Origin of the sequence: Exiguobacterium sp. s102 (genome assembly GCF_018618635.1) — a bacterium.
GTDB lineage: Bacteria > Bacillota > Bacilli > Exiguobacteriales > Exiguobacteriaceae > Exiguobacterium_A > Exiguobacterium_A oxidotolerans.
Genome location: NZ_JACSML010000002.1, coordinates 569,230 through 583,220 on the forward strand (window position 1 = coordinate 569,230; position 13,991 = coordinate 583,220).

15 protein-coding genes are annotated in these 13,991 nt (G+C 50.1%); 13 read left to right on the forward strand and 2 right to left on the reverse strand.

The annotated features are described in order from the left end of the window. The 8 genes from KNQ02_RS07945 (at nt 1) to KNQ02_RS07980 (ending at nt 8,975) form a co-directional block, all read left to right on the forward strand. Nucleotides 1-765: a thiazole synthase gene (locus KNQ02_RS07945; protein WP_088836837.1), complete on the forward strand. Its 765-nt coding sequence runs from the start codon at nt 1-3 to the stop codon at nt 763-765. Further along, nucleotides 762-1,772, forward strand: coding sequence for a ThiF family adenylyltransferase (locus tag KNQ02_RS07950; RefSeq protein ID WP_214807875.1), 1,011 nt, complete (start codon nt 762-764; stop codon nt 1,770-1,772). The genes KNQ02_RS07945 and KNQ02_RS07950 overlap by 4 nt, the downstream gene beginning before the upstream one ends. A 126-nt stretch (nt 1,773-1,898) precedes the next feature. Next, complete coding sequence (locus KNQ02_RS07955) at nt 1,899-2,261, forward strand: hypothetical protein (RefSeq protein WP_214807877.1); 363 nt, start codon at nt 1,899-1,901, stop codon at nt 2,259-2,261. A gap of 180 nt (nt 2,262-2,441) precedes the next feature. Continuing rightward, complete coding sequence (locus KNQ02_RS07960) at nt 2,442-3,563, forward strand: exonuclease SbcCD subunit D (protein ID WP_214807879.1); 1,122 nt, start codon at nt 2,442-2,444, stop codon at nt 3,561-3,563. Then, entirely contained in the window at nt 3,545-6,556 is a 3,012-nt protein-coding gene (locus tag KNQ02_RS07965) for an AAA family ATPase (protein WP_214807881.1), read from the forward strand. The genes KNQ02_RS07960 and KNQ02_RS07965 overlap by 19 nt, the downstream gene beginning before the upstream one ends. Nucleotides 6,557-6,568: 12 nt before the next feature. Further along, on the forward strand, nt 6,569-7,360 hold the full coding sequence (locus KNQ02_RS07970) for an AAC(3) family N-acetyltransferase (RefSeq protein WP_214807883.1): 792 nt from the start codon (nt 6,569-6,571) through the stop codon (nt 7,358-7,360). Between the two features lie 59 nt (nt 7,361-7,419). Beyond that, on the forward strand, nt 7,420-8,157 hold the full coding sequence (locus KNQ02_RS07975) for a Bax inhibitor-1/YccA family protein (protein ID WP_214807885.1): 738 nt from the start codon (nt 7,420-7,422) through the stop codon (nt 8,155-8,157). A gap of 602 nt (nt 8,158-8,759) precedes the next feature. Then, nucleotides 8,760-8,975 carry a hypothetical protein gene (locus KNQ02_RS07980; RefSeq protein ID WP_214767553.1) on the forward strand — a complete coding sequence of 72 codons (216 nt, stop codon included), beginning with the start codon at nt 8,760-8,762 and terminating at the stop codon, nt 8,973-8,975. A gap of 102 nt (nt 8,976-9,077) precedes the next feature. Here the strand turns inward: KNQ02_RS07980 and KNQ02_RS07985 are convergent, their stop codons facing one another. Further along, nucleotides 9,078-9,383, reverse strand: coding sequence for a hypothetical protein (locus KNQ02_RS07985; protein WP_088836850.1), 306 nt, complete (start codon nt 9,381-9,383; stop codon nt 9,078-9,080). 132 nt (nt 9,384-9,515) lie between these two features. Between KNQ02_RS07985 and KNQ02_RS07990 the strand changes: the two genes are divergently transcribed. The 4 genes from KNQ02_RS07990 (at nt 9,516) to KNQ02_RS08005 (ending at nt 12,227) form a co-directional block, all read left to right on the forward strand. Further along, the gene (locus KNQ02_RS07990; RefSeq protein WP_214767556.1) at nt 9,516-10,250 is read left to right on the forward strand and encodes a nuclease-related domain-containing protein; all 735 of its coding nucleotides are present in this window, start codon (nt 9,516-9,518) and stop codon (nt 10,248-10,250) included. Between the two features lie 40 nt (nt 10,251-10,290). Beyond that, nucleotides 10,291-10,599, forward strand: coding sequence for a hypothetical protein (locus KNQ02_RS07995; protein WP_214767559.1), 309 nt, complete (start codon nt 10,291-10,293; stop codon nt 10,597-10,599). A 104-nt stretch (nt 10,600-10,703) separates the two neighbouring features. Further along, a complete protein-coding gene (locus tag KNQ02_RS08000) occupies nt 10,704-11,126 on the forward strand; it encodes a MarR family winged helix-turn-helix transcriptional regulator (protein WP_088836853.1) in 423 nt (140 codons plus the stop codon). 72 nt (nt 11,127-11,198) lie between these two features. Next, the gene (locus KNQ02_RS08005; protein ID WP_214807886.1) at nt 11,199-12,227 is read left to right on the forward strand and encodes an ABC transporter permease; all 1,029 of its coding nucleotides are present in this window, start codon (nt 11,199-11,201) and stop codon (nt 12,225-12,227) included. A gap of 43 nt (nt 12,228-12,270) precedes the next feature. Here the strand turns inward: KNQ02_RS08005 and KNQ02_RS08010 are convergent, their stop codons facing one another. After that, nucleotides 12,271-12,912, reverse strand: a complete 642-nt coding sequence (locus KNQ02_RS08010) for an SDR family oxidoreductase (protein WP_088836855.1) — start codon at nt 12,910-12,912, stop codon at nt 12,271-12,273. 207 nt (nt 12,913-13,119) lie between these two features. On the opposite strand from KNQ02_RS08010, the gene KNQ02_RS08015 reads away from it, so the two are divergent. Then, on the forward strand, nt 13,120-13,941 hold the full coding sequence (locus KNQ02_RS08015) for a transporter substrate-binding domain-containing protein (protein WP_214807888.1): 822 nt from the start codon (nt 13,120-13,122) through the stop codon (nt 13,939-13,941). The last annotated feature ends 50 nt before the right edge of the window (nt 13,942-13,991 follow it).

The window sequence follows — 13,991 nt, forward strand, 5'->3', positions numbered from 1 at the left end:
ATGTTAACGATTGGTCAAACGACATTTCAGTCGCGGTTATTACTCGGAACGGGCAAATACCCCGACGTGACGACACAGCAGCAAGCAGTCGAGGCATCAGGAGCAGACATCCTGACCTTTTCCGTTCGCCGGATGGATATCTTCGAAGCGAGTCAACCGAACTTTTTAGAGGCGCTTGATTTGAGTCAGTATCATTTATTACCGAACACGGCGGGGGCGAAGACAGCGGAAGAAGCGGTTCGGCTGGCAAAACTTGCCCGCGCGTCCGGACTGTGCGACATGGTCAAAGTTGAAGTCATCGGCTGTGATAAAACGCTGTTACCGGACCCAATCGAAACGTTGCGGGCATCGGAAGAATTATTAAAAGAAGGATTCACCGTCTTACCGTATACGTCAGACGATCTGTTGTTGGCACGAAGACTGGAAGAACTCGGGTGTCACGCCATCATGCCTGCCGCGTCCCCGATCGGATCCGGACAAGGGATTCTTAATCCACTGGCCTTAAGCTTCATCATCGAACAGATGACGGTCCCGGTCATCGTCGATGCAGGAATCGGTTCACCGACCGATGTCGCCTACGCAATGGAACTCGGTGCAGACGCCGTCTTACTTAATTCGGCCGTCGCCCATGCGAAAGACCCGGTCAAGATGGCGCGAGCGATGAAGCTTGCCGTCGAAGCGGGACGACTTGGCTTTGAAGCGGGACGGATCGAAAAGAAACGGTACGCGACGGCGAGTAGTCCCGAGACAGGGATGAGTCGATGACGGATCGTTATTCACGGCAAATCCGGTTTCGGCCGATCGGTCAGGCGGGACAAGATGAGCTGACAAAAAAACATGTTCTCCTCATCGGCATGGGCGCACTCGGAACGGCAAGTGCCGAACAACTCGTCCGTGCCGGAATCGGCAAGCTGACGATCGTCGACCGTGATTACGTCGAGTGGAGCAATCTCCAGCGGCAGCACCTTTACACGGAGGACGATGCCGCGCAGCATGTCCCGAAAGCGATCGCGGCGGAGCGCCGCTTAAATGCCATCAATCAGGAAGTCGAGATTATAGCCCACGTCACCGATGTCACGCGTTACGAATTACCGCAATTGATTCCTGGTGTCGATTTGATTCTTGACGCAACCGATCACTTCGATATCCGGATGCTGATCAATGATGTGGCGGCGCAACACAAGATTCCGTGGATTTACGGCGGCTGCGTCGGGAGTTACGGCATGACCTATACGGTCCTCCCGGACGAGACCCCGTGCCTGCATTGTTTGCTCGAACATTTACCACGCGGGCAAGCGACGTGCGAGACGGCGGGTGTGATTGGTCCGGCGATTCAACTCGTCGCCGCGTATCAAGTCGCGGAAGCCTTGAAGCTCCTCGTCGGTGCGACGGACGCGTTACGGCGGGAATTGCTCGCGTTCGACGTCTGGACGAATGAACAGAGCCGCATCAATGTCGCGTCTTTGAAGAAGGCATCATGCCCGTCCTGCGGAAAGAACCGGACCTATCCGTATTTGACGCACATGCCGGTGCAATTTACAACATTGTGTGGACGCGACGCCGTCCAGGTCCGTGGAGATGAGGCGCGTGACTTAGAACGTCTTGAACAGAATCTGAGCCCGGTTGTCAGTATCGTCGCGAAAAATCCGTACTTGCTCAGTTTTAAGACGGAGACGCATCGATTCGTCGCCTTTCGTGACGGACGCGTCCTGATTCACGGGGAACAGGAACTCGTCCGTGCAAAACAGCTCTATCACGCCTTTTTCGGTTAAAAAGTCATAAAAAAATCAAACTAACATTCAAAATATATGTTTTAGATGTTTTGAAAAGAGGTAAATAAGACTTCAAGACACAAAATGGCGTTTTAGGTAGACTGAAAGCGAAGAGGAGTGATTAGGATGAAACAAGAATTCGATAAAGTGGTCCAATCATCGGACCAGACGAAGCGGACAGAACAGACAGCTGAACCGGTTCAGCAGGCGAATTGGAATCCAGATCGGTACCGGACGAACTTAAATCCGTTCTATCTGTCACCTTGTAGCGTCGAACGACGGGAAGATGTTGAAGCACATGCCAATCATCTGATCGAAGTTGAACCAGACGCGTCCCCTCTTGCCCAAGTTTTCGAACAACAACACACAGCCCATATACCGAACAAACATCAGAGCTCAAAATTCACGACAGGAATTGTAGTCGGTGCTATCATCGGAGGATCCGTCTCCATCATCACTTCTGTCAAGCGGTTGCGGCACAAACATTAAGGAAATGAATGCATGGAATGTAAAGGATAGTAAGGTCCGGTCGCGTCCGGTCTTTACTGTCTTTTTTTTTGATTATAGACGCATGCCGGTTCGAAACGTATGTGCGGACGAGAGTCGTCTTGATCGTTTCAGACGTGTTAAACTGGACTTAATATATTAGTAAAGTGAGGGTGAGGAAACATGAAATGGATTCATACAGCGGATTGGCATTTAGGAAAAATCGTCCACGGCGAATCGATGATTGAAAATCAACGCGCCGCGCTCGAAGCATTTTTAGCGTTACTCGACCGGGAACGCCCGGACGCGGTGGTCATTGCGGGCGACTTATATGATCGCGCCGTCCCACCGACCGAGGCGGTCGAACTGCTCGACGCGACACTCGCGGACATCGTCCTCGATCGCGGGATTCCGGTCATCGCGATCAGCGGTAACCACGATTCGGCGGAACGGCTCAGTTTCGCGACGACCCTGCTCGAACGGTCAGGTCTGCATCTCGCCGGTAAATTAACACCGGTGATTGAGCCGATCGAGATTAAAGGCGTCAAGTTTTATCCGGTCCCGTTCGCAGATCCGGCGATCGTCCGTTACGTCTATCAGGACGACACGATTCGGAATCATGACGAAGCGATGCGAAAAATCATCGAACCCTTAACGATTACAGGACCAAGCGTCCTCGTCGGTCATGCCTTCGTCATCGGTGGACTCGAGACCGACTCGGAGCGTCAACTGTCGGTCGGGACGGCAGGGCAAATCAGTGCCAGTACGTTTGCGCCGTTCACTTACACGGCACTCGGTCACCTACATAACCCGCTCGCGATCCGTTCCGAGACGATCCGGTACAGTGGATCACTTTTAAAGTATTCCTTTTCGGAAGCGAGTCACGTCAAAGGCGTCGATATCCTGACGCTCAATGATGCAGGAACGTTTGATCGTCGCTTTGAACCGATTGCTCCGCGGCGTGATTTACGGGAGTTGACGGGAACGCTTGCCGAACTGATGGATCCGACGTTCGTCGCGACACAATCGACGGACGACTACATCAAAATCAACCTGACGGACGCGGAAGCGTTGATTGATCCGATGGGTAAGCTGAAAAAAGTTTATCCGAACATCCTGCATCTTGAGCGGACCGGTTTTACTAGGGAAAGCGCACGATCCGTCCAAGCATCGCGCGACCAGGTCAAGACGGCGACGCTAACCGATTTATTCAGTGAATTTTATGAAGCAGTCCGGGAAAAACGACCGACGGATGCGATGCAGACCGTCCTAGAGGAGGAAGCGACATGCGGCCAGAACGATTGACCTTACGGGCGTTCGGCCCGTTCGCAGAAGAACAGACGATTGATTTCACGGCACTCGCCGGACGGACGATGTTCGTCATTTCCGGTAATACGGGAGCCGGCAAAACGACGATTTTTGATGCCTTGACGTTTGCCCTTTACGGGGAGACGTCAGGCGGCGAACGGGAGATGACGGATTTACGGAGTCATTTCGCGCGCCCTGATGTCAAAACGGAAGTCGAACTGGAATTTTTACTGAAAGGTGAACGCTATCGTGTGATTCGCCAACCGAGCCAACCGCATCCCGTCAACAAAACGGACTATGCGCACGAGGCAGAACTGGCACGGTTCGACGGGACGGCGTGGCAACCGCTCGCCGTCAAAATCCCCGAAGTCAAGCAACGGGTTCAAAGTCTCTTGCAGCTCGACCATAAACAGTTTTCGCAAATTTTGCTGTTGCCGCAAAATAAATTCCGGGAGCTGTTGATGGCGGAATCAAAAGACAAACTGCAAATCCTGAAGCAACTGTTCAAGACGGAGCAGTACGGTGAGTTCCAGCAACGCTTGCACCGGAAAGCACTCGATCTTGCTGCAGCAATCAAAGAGACAAAAACGAAACAGCTCGCAAAACTGGAGGAATTGCCGTTAGAAGTTGATTGGGTCAATCAAAATGAGACGACGATCCGGAGCGTGACGGATGAATTGTTAGCGTCGCTCGATGAAACGATCACTGCCGCCAAAACAGTCGAACAGCAGGTGCGTCAAGACGTCAATCAGGTTAGCGAACGCTTCCGCCAGGCGGAACAACTCGAACATGCCTTCGTCGAACATGAACGGCTGTCGCGACTCGAGCAAGAACTCGCCGTGACGTTACCCGACATCACGCGACAAGCGAACCGGTATGAGATTGCGACACGTGCCGCGGCCATCACGGGACGATACGATGCCTTCTTGTCAGAGCAGCAGACGGTCGTCCGCCTGGAGACGGCGCAAACGCAATTGACGTCAGAACTGACGACGTTGCAAGGACGTCTTGACCAAATCACCGGTCAAGCGGAACAGTTAGCGAGTCGCGAACAAGAAATTCGTGACGGGGCCCGACGGATCGACCAAATCGAGACGGAATTGAAGCAACTGCGCGAACAGGAACACCTGCAACAAAAACAAAAAAGTTTAGCGGAGGACGTCGCACGCCTGAACCCGCAAGCATTACTGACAGAGCGTGAGACCAAACGTGCGGAACGGACCCGCATCCAAGCAGAACTCGCGGCACTGGCTGACGTCTCGGACACGCAACTGACGTTGCAGGAACGGCGCTTCAGCCTTCAGACTCTCGAACAAAAGCGGCTCGAGTGGCAACGGAGTGAAACGGAACGGCAACAATTGATTGAACGCGGGACCCGTGTCCGGAAAGAAAAGGATGAAGCGGAAGCGGCCTATGCGGAAGGGCGGCGAAAAGAACGGATGCAACTCGCGTCCGAGCTTGCTGAACATCTGCACGACGGGGAAGCGTGTCCCGTTTGCGGGAGCCGTGAGCACCCGGAACCAGCGGTGAAGACACAGCTGGATGACGTCGAAGCGTTGCATCAGCTGTATTTAAAAGCGCAGACGGCCCACCAGGAATTACAGGCGACGTACCGGACAATCGTCGAACGGAAACGACAACTCGAGCACGATATCGCAATACTCGGGCAAGAACAGACGCTGCCGACGGAACTCGATCTGATTCGGACGGAAATCAACCGCCTCGTCGCAGCAGAAGCAGAACAAAAACAGCAACAAGATAAAAAACGTCAGCTCGAACAACGCTTGCGGACGCTCGAAACAGAACTTGAGACACTGACGAGTCAAATCGATCAGCAGTTCGCGGCACAAGGGAAACTCGAACTTGAGCTTGCCCGACTTGAGGCATTGCTGACGAAAGCAGGCGAGCCGTCAGCGTCGAAAGGGGTTCTCGAACAGGAACAACAGACATTGCAGGCGAAACAGACACAATATGAAACCGACCGGGCGATGGTCGATCAACAAAAAAATCAACTCAATCGGGAAGTCGCAGAACGACAGGGACGCCTTCAACACATTACCGAAGAGGCGACGACACATGTTGCAGCGCGGACGCAAGCGAAGGCTGACTTGGAACAGGCCCTGTCGGAAGAGCATTTTGAGACGTTAGAACAATTCGAACAGGCGCGATTGTCCCGGCAGGAGATGCAACAACTCGCAGCGATGCTTGAAGCGGATCGTGTCAAGCGCCAGGAAGTCGCGACAGGACTCGAACGCTTGAAACAACAAATCAATGCCGCGGCATGTCCGGATCTCGCGCATTTACGGACGCTTGTCGAAACAGCGGAAGGACGCTTGGCGGAAGCGACAGACCAACGTGTCGGTGCCGAGAAGGAACACATCCATGTCAAACAGCTGATCGATGCCTGGGCGACGCTCCAACAAACGATTGAAGCCGAGGACGCCCGGTACGGGATCATCGGGGAGCTGGCACGGGTTGGAGTCGGTGAAAATGCGCAACGGATGACGTTCGAAACCTACGTCCAGACGGCGTACTTCGATGAGATTCTCCAGGCGGCGAACCGCCATTTGACGGAGATGACGTCAGGTCGCTTCCAGCTCGAGCGGAAGACGGAAGCCGGTAAAGGCTTGAAGAAGTATGGCCTCGACCTGAATGTTTTTGATGCTTATACGTCACAGACACGGCATGTCAAAACATTGTCCGGTGGCGAAAGCTTTAAAGCGTCGCTTGCGCTCGCGCTTGGTCTCTCGGAAGTCGTCCAAGAAGCGAGTGGCGGCGTTTCCCTTGAGACGATGTTCATCGATGAAGGATTCGGGACACTCGACCCTGAGTCGCTCGAACAAGCGATCGAGACGTTACTGTCGATTCAAGCGAGCGGACGGATGGTCGGGATCATCAGTCACGTCCAGGAGCTGAAGTCACGCGTTGATGCTAAAATTGAAGTCACGCAAGGAAAAACAGGCTCGACGATACAGCTTGTCGTTGAATAAGGAGTGAGACGGATGGAAGTCAATCAAATGGTAACGAAGTCGGATTTAATCCGCGACCTGAAACAGCTCGGGGTCGAACCAGGGATGAAAGTGTTCGTGCACAGTGCGATGAAACAGATCGGCTGGGTTCCGGGCGGGGCGCAAGCGGTCATCGAAGCCGTCCAGGAAGTCGTCACCGAGACGGGCTTGATCATGATGGCGACACAAAGTACCGATAACTCGGACCCGAAAAACTGGAGTCGTCCTGCGGTACCGGAGGAGTGGTGGGAGACGGTCCGTCAAGAAATGCCGGCGTATGATAAACGGAAGACGCCGACGCGGAGCGTCGGCAAAGTGCCGGAGTTGTTCCGGACATTTCCGGATGTCGAACGCAGCGACCACCCGATGTGGTCGGTCGCAGCCTGGGGGAAAGATGCGGCCGAGTTCGTCGCGGACCACACGCTCGAGAACGGATTCGGTCCCGGCTCACCGATTGAACGGTTCATCGAGGCGGACGGTCAGATTCTGCATATCGGCTCACCGTGGGATGCGACGACGGTCTGGCATTATGCCGAATACGGGATTGAGCGTCCGGACATTGAGAGCGGGTGTAAAATCAAACAAGGCGATGACGAAGTATTCGTTCACTATTGGCACCGCTTGATTGATAGTGACCCATTCGGTCCGATTGGCGAAGGGTTCACGGACGAACCGTTCGTCACGAGCGGAAAAATCGGTCGTGCGACGTCGCACCTCGTTTCTGCCAAAGAATCAATTCCCGTCGTCATGTTCCAGCTGAGTGCTTTAAATAGCTGGTTAAGCTGAAACATTTTCGGGAACGATTCGTAATAAGACACAGAGAAATTAAAAGGAGTGAACGCAAGATGGCATCACGATTTAAAGTTAACCCAGCGCTGCGCCGAGGTTTTGAGACGGCACGGGCTGGCGAACGGTCGATGACGAAAAGTGGGACGATGAGTAAGATTTTCTTAATGCTCGCCCTCGTCACGGCAGCAGCCGGAGGAACATGGTTCTTTTTAGCCGCGAATCCGCAATTTTTATTCCCGGCTTTGATTGGCGGGATTGTCCTTGGACTGATCCTTGCTCTCGTCATCACCTTTAAACCTCAAACAGCACCTGTCCTGTCGCCCGTCTATGCGCTGGTCGAAGGGGTCGCAGTCGGAGCGATTTCCTTGATGTTCGAAAGCATGTACCCAGGCATTGTCGGAAAAGCAGTCGTCGCGACGTTCGTCGTATCGTTCGCGATGTGGTTCGTCTATACGACCGGCATGATTAAAGTGACACAACGGTTCCGTTCGGCTGTCACGGCAGCGATTCTGTCGATTCTCGTCTTATACGGCGTGAACTTGTTGCTCGCCTTGTTCGGTGTCGACCTTCCGTTCATGACAGGCAGCTCGCCACTCGCGATCGGGATTCAGTTCGTCATCGTCATCGTCGCCTCGCTGTCACTCGTGATGGACTTCGACTTCATCTCGCGCCAAGTCGAGGCACGGGCACCGAAGTCGATGGAATGGGTCGCCGCATTCGGTTTGATCGTGACAATCATCTGGCTGTACATCGAGTTGCTTGATTTGTTGTATCGTTTAGCGGCTCGTGACTAAATTCTGTTTAACGCATCGTTTCCGTTTTGACGGGGACGATGTTTTTTTTGATAGAGCGTTGCTGGGTAAATGCTTTTTTCTTCCCGTGCTTTCCTCGGGCGAGGCGCAAGGCGGCAGGGTTGATCCATAAATTATCCCCAGATAAATCCTTGAAACGGATGTTTCCGTCATCCTCGCTTTCCACGGGCGGAAGGTAAGCCGCGGCATCCCGCATTTCATGCTCGCATGCCGGGTCTTACCTATTCCTGACAGAAGCGCGAACCGCGCTTCTTTTTCCCATAGGAGTCGAGAATGGACGTTTCCATCCCGCTTCAATCGAATAGCCGATGAGCTCACTTTTCACAAGAAGCAAAACGAGCGCTTTGAATCTTGTTAGGGAATAAGACACGCGCAATTACAAGTTTAAAAAGACTCGTCCTGATTTAACGCAAACATTTATAAGCTTATAAGAATGGTCGGGTTTTGACATATAAGGAAGTCTATCATTTGCTTGGAAAGAATCAATCGCGTTGTCATTTTTGGATGTTTTTGTAACAATGGATAGGTTGAAGAAAGTAATCGCTAACGCGTTTGACTGACAAATCGAAGAAGGGAAGAATGACATGGATTTAATCTTCATGATGAAGGAACGGCTCGGTCTATTTGCATTTTTATTCGGATTCCTGCTCCTGAACGCCCTGCTCCTCGTGGCAATTTGGAAAGTAAAAGTTCAGCTGCCAAAACCGTTGTTGGTTCTGTTGACGATGTGTTGTACGTTTTTCATCTTTGCGACGATTGGTTTCATCGTCAGCACGTTGTCATTTGGATATAATTCATAATGATGTTTAAATTATGACTATGATTGAAGTAAAGCAAATAATTTATCCACCGAATTAAACAGGCAAACTTTCCACTCACTTAGGGAAGGTTTGCCTGTCTTTTTAGTTTGATGAATCAAAATGAAGAGAATCGACATACTGCTTAGCTTCGAGTAATGAATAACCAAGTTGATTTCGGACTAGTTTAACAGCCTCCACCATCTGATCCTCTTGAAGAAGGTGTTTAACTTGATGTTGGAGTTTAACCTCATCCGCATCTACTCCCGGCATTCCAAGGTGAATTTGAATACGTTTAATTTCCTTCGTTAATTGCTGTTGCTGGATCCGTTGCTTGGCTAGTTGTTGTGAAATCGATTGCCAGATGATGGCAAGAAACAAGACGGGCAACCATGTGAATAAAGCATCCATCAATGCATCCACCTCCTTTTGTTCACCGTAGCATAGATTGTACCATGTAACAAATAGTGGAAAAGTCATGAGAATACGTTTATTCTTAATAAGTGGTAAATAAAGGTTTTTTAGGTGAAAGGAATGAAAAAAGTGGAAAAAATCATTGTATCGTTAATTCCGTTGTTAGTCCTCATAGGTGGTGTCATGTTCGGTGGTTTCGTCGTGACGCTCTCAAGTCTGTATTACTTACGGCGCCGCTCATTTGAACGAAGTACATATAAGCAAGTAACACAAGAACGATTCCTCAAAGCGGTCCGTGACAAAGGGCTGTGGGGCGAATATTTGACGACACGCCAACTAGAAAAGATCGACGGATACGGAAAGTTTGTCATCAATACATATGTACCAAAAGCACGGGGGAAAGGCCTGACGGAAATCGACGTCACGTTCATTCATGAGAGCGGGATTTACGTCCTCGAATCGAAAAACTACAGCGGCTGGATTTTCGGGAAAGAAGCGGACCGCCAGTGGACACAGATGTTCAAGAATCGGTTCAAGCAAAAATTCTACAACCCGATCAAACAAAATGAACAGCACTTGAAGAGTCTTCAAAAGTTTTTGTCTGAAATGGTTGAGGCAGATGTTTTTAAATCACTGATCGTCTTCAGTGAACGGTGCGAACTGAAGAAAATCACGGTCGATTCGAGCCATGTCCATGTCATCAAGCGGAATGAGTTACGCCGGACCATCAATAAACTGGCGACGGTTAATCGTTTGACACGAGCACAAGTCGATAACGTTTACGAGGAGCTCAAGCAACGGTCGCAAGTCGATCAAATGATTAAAGACGCGCATATCGAATCGATAAAATCGTTTACGTCGTAAAAAATCAAGTGAGACACGTTAATGAAAAGGAAGTGAGAGCATGGCTATTCATCAAGAACCTATCGATTATATTGACATCGATGCACCTCAACATAGTCGAGATGCGTACTATCGGATAATTTATGGTGATGTCGACTGGGAAGAAAACGGGGATTTTAAACGGGCCATTTATGTTTTGATGGGATATGGTAAAAAATTAGCTTATCGGAGAGTTGCTCACATTTTGACGACGCCAAATACACCACACGATCTTTCGGACTTAGAAAAAGTGTTAACTGCAATGGAACGGTTGAAAAATCGAAATTCAACATACAATGATAAAGCAAAAACTGCAGACAAACCGGAATGATTGTTTAATTTTAATTTCATTGACAACTCCTCTTCCTGACCAGTATAGTGAGTAAGTCGAAATAATAAGTAGTGCAACTATTTATCGGAAAGAAGGGGAAGCATGTGAAGGAAGTCGATTGGTCGCTTGGCATGCAGCTGTCGCGCAGCTATCATTCATTTAAACGGGCGGCGACGAAGCGGATGGACGTGCACGGTCTGACACCGGAACAACTCTCTGTCTTAAGTGAATTGCATAAGCAAGAAGGTGTTTCCCAAAAACAGTTAGCGCTCGTGACGGAACGGGATCAAACGACAGTTGGGAAGATTCTTGATAAGCTTGTCAAAAAAGGGTTCGTCATGCGAACGTCTGATCCGAGAGATCGCCGTGCGTTCATTCTTTTGACAACAAAAGAGGGTGTCCACGTGCTTGAATTGCTTGAACCGACGCTTGATGCGTTGCAAGAACAAGCGTTTCAAGGGCTGACGAAAGCGGAGATTGAACAGTTCATTCGGACGCTTGAAACCATTCACAAAAATGTGACGTGAGTGGTTTTCTTTTTTGGTTTAATAGTTGCACATGCTATTATAAGCAATGCATATAAAAAGGGGATACAAAAAATGAAGACAATGAAAGACGTATTTGCAATCACACAAACAAAAGTCGGGCTGATGTTCGCCCTCGTCGTACCGGTTCTCTTCCTGGTCGTCTGGATGACAGGGTACCAGGGTGCGACGGAACGACTGGATCAATTACGCGTCGCGGTCGTAGCGGATCAAGGCTCGGCAGATTTCTATCAACAGTTTAAAGCTGAAAGTCCATTTACCGTCTTGCAAGTCAATTCAACAGAAGCCGGACTGAAGCAACTCGACCAGGGGGATGTCGAAATGGTCCTCGTCGCGGATTTGACGAATGAACAGCGCTTGACGTTCCATGTCAATCAGGCCAATGCAGAGTTTGCTAATGGAATCTTGAAACAGGGAGCGGGACAAATCGTCAATCAACTGAATGGAGACGTCCCGTTCACATCCGATATCATCATCGAACATCACGTGTCAGAATTCTCGACGTCGATGTTACCGATCATCCTTGGCTTCGTCATTTACATCGCTGTCATGACGATGGGGATTCAGTTTAATCTCGTGACACAAACTCTTCAGAAGCAACATCAAAAGTGGTCGCTCTTTTGGAGTAAACAATTGTTGCATGGCATCGTTCTTGTCGTCGTTCCACTCGTCATGGTGACGATTGCCTTCTTGTTCTCGGATAGTGCAGCATCCTTTTTAAAAGTCTGGGGATTCCAAGTCTTATTAACAGCAGCCTGTATCAGTGTCACGCAAATGAACTTTGCGATATTTGGACCGATCGCGCCGCTCGTCAACGTCGCGTTGATTCCGTTCCAGTTGATGACGGTAGGAAATATCGTGCCACCATCGATGCTCGCACCGTTCTATCAGTTGCTCGGTCAGTTTCTTCCCGTCCCGAATGCAGTCGCAGGACTGACACGATTAATTTACTTTGATGGAGATATCTCGAAGTATGCCTTTAACCTGGTAATGATCTTAATTGTGACGTTAGGCGTTACGTTGATTGTAACGGCAATCCGTCGCGAACAAGCACACATCGTTGAAGTGAAACAAGCGTCATGAAAAAACGAGCGACCTCCGGAATCGGGGTCGCTCGTTTTTCGTTTTATGCAAATACGTCAGCGATGGGTGTATCGCCTTCGAGGAGTGTAATTGTTTGACGGGATGCCGTTTCTTGTCCGATTGAAGCAACGATGACGGCTGCGACATCTTCACGGGCAATCGATTTTGTATCCGCATCAGACGGGTCGGTCGTGACGGCACCTGTTCCGGCATCGTCTGATAAACCGCCGGGACGCAAAATCGTATAGTTGAGTTTGCTGTCACGTAACAACCGGTCGGCATAGTGTTTTGCGACATAATACGGTTTCATGCTGTCAGACCAAGTTTCCGGCGAGTCGGCGTTCAAGGCACTGACCATGATGAATTGTTTCGCTTCTTGTTGCTCTGCTGCCGCGATTGATTTAGCGGCACCGTCTAAGTCAATCAACATCGTCTTATCGGCACCGGTGTGTCCGCCGGATCCCGCTGTGAAGATGACGACGTCGCTATCTCCGAGTGCGTCCTGGATCGATGCCATGTTCTGCTCGAGATCAAGCAGGACAGGAGTCAGTCCGAGTGCTTCAAAGTCAGAAAACTGGTCAGGTGACCGCAGACCGACGCGGACTTCATGAGTTGAGTCACTCAATTGTTTGGCGACGTGCCGTCCTACTTTCCCGTTCGCTCCGATAATGAATACTTTACTCATCTTACATTCCTCCATTTCGCTAATTGATTCTTTTTTATTATGGAAGAACGGTAAGCCGGAATGCAATCGAGAGGGCTTGGCACAACGCATCGAATGGAACCGATTTGACGAAATAATCAAAAAAATCTTGGATAACATAACGCAATATGATACTGTTTTGAGTATTACACAGAAAAAAGCGTCAGACAGAGAGAGGAAGCGAGCAGAGTGAATAAAAGAGGATTAGCACTTGGAGGAAGTCTGTTGCTTTCTGGTCTATTGGCAGCAACACGATTAAAAGATATCACCGGTCCGTTCAGTGTCGGGAAACAAAACGTCTTCACGACGAAAAAGATCGTCGTCGGAACGACCGGAGATTATAAACCGTTTACGTACTTGAACCGTCAGACGAATCAATATGAAGGGTTCGATATCGACGTCATCCGCTCGTTTGCCGAGAAAGCCGGACTGGAAGTCGAATTCGTCCCGACGACATGGGGGACGCTGACACGTGACTTACGTGCCGGGAAATTCCATATGGTCGTTGGCGGCGTCACGAAGAACATCGAACGGGAGATCGTCGGCGACTTCACGAAAAGCTATCTATCGTTTCAAAAGACACCTCTTGTCCGCGCTTCCGATCTCGATGTATTGACGTCAATCGAAACAATCAATCGTCCCGATGTGACAATCGGCCTGAATCCGGGCGGTACAAATGAACAGTTTGTCCGGCAGACGTTCGATCAGGCGCATATCGTTATGTATGCGGATAATTTGGCGATTCCGGCGGCAGTCGCGACGGGAGAAGTGGATGTCATGATCACGGATACCGTCGAAGCGATTTATTACGCATCGCTTGATGTCCGGTTAGGTGCCCCGAAAATTAAGGAAAAATGGATTCCGGCCGAAAAAAGTTATCTCATTCAAGATCGGCAAACGGAAGTCCTGGATGTCATGAATCTTTGGATGAACTCCTATGAAGGAAAACAACGAATCGAACAATTAAAAGACAAGTGGTGTGTCGCTTCGGTCGCACACGACGTGGTATAGAAGAAAATCAAAGCAACGGGCAAATCCATTTGGGATTTGCCCGTTGTTGT

Bases quoted from the DNA above. Each gene is read 5' to 3' on its own strand.
- KNQ02_RS07945 (WP_088836837.1), top strand. From the start codon at position 1: ATGTTAACGATTGGTCAAACGACATTTCAGTCGCGGTTATTACTCGGA.
- KNQ02_RS07950 (WP_214807875.1), top strand. From the start codon at position 762: ATGACGGATCGTTATTCACGGCAAATCCGGTTTCGGCCGATCGGTCAG.
- KNQ02_RS07955 (WP_214807877.1), top strand. From the start codon at position 1,899: ATGAAACAAGAATTCGATAAAGTGGTCCAATCATCGGACCAGACGAAG.
- KNQ02_RS07960 (WP_214807879.1), top strand. From the start codon at position 2,442: ATGAAATGGATTCATACAGCGGATTGGCATTTAGGAAAAATCGTCCAC.
- KNQ02_RS07965 (WP_214807881.1), top strand. From the start codon at position 3,545: ATGCGGCCAGAACGATTGACCTTACGGGCGTTCGGCCCGTTCGCAGAA.
- KNQ02_RS07970 (WP_214807883.1), top strand. From the start codon at position 6,569: ATGGAAGTCAATCAAATGGTAACGAAGTCGGATTTAATCCGCGACCTG.
- KNQ02_RS07975 (WP_214807885.1), top strand. From the start codon at position 7,420: ATGGCATCACGATTTAAAGTTAACCCAGCGCTGCGCCGAGGTTTTGAG.
- KNQ02_RS07980 (WP_214767553.1), top strand. From the start codon at position 8,760: ATGGATTTAATCTTCATGATGAAGGAACGGCTCGGTCTATTTGCATTT.
- KNQ02_RS07985 (WP_088836850.1), bottom strand. From the start codon at position 9,383: ATGGATGCTTTATTCACATGGTTGCCCGTCTTGTTTCTTGCCATCATC.
- KNQ02_RS07995 (WP_214767559.1), top strand. From the start codon at position 10,291: ATGGCTATTCATCAAGAACCTATCGATTATATTGACATCGATGCACCT.
- KNQ02_RS08005 (WP_214807886.1), top strand. From the start codon at position 11,199: ATGAAGACAATGAAAGACGTATTTGCAATCACACAAACAAAAGTCGGG.
- KNQ02_RS08010 (WP_088836855.1), bottom strand. From the start codon at position 12,912: ATGAGTAAAGTATTCATTATCGGAGCGAACGGGAAAGTAGGACGGCAC.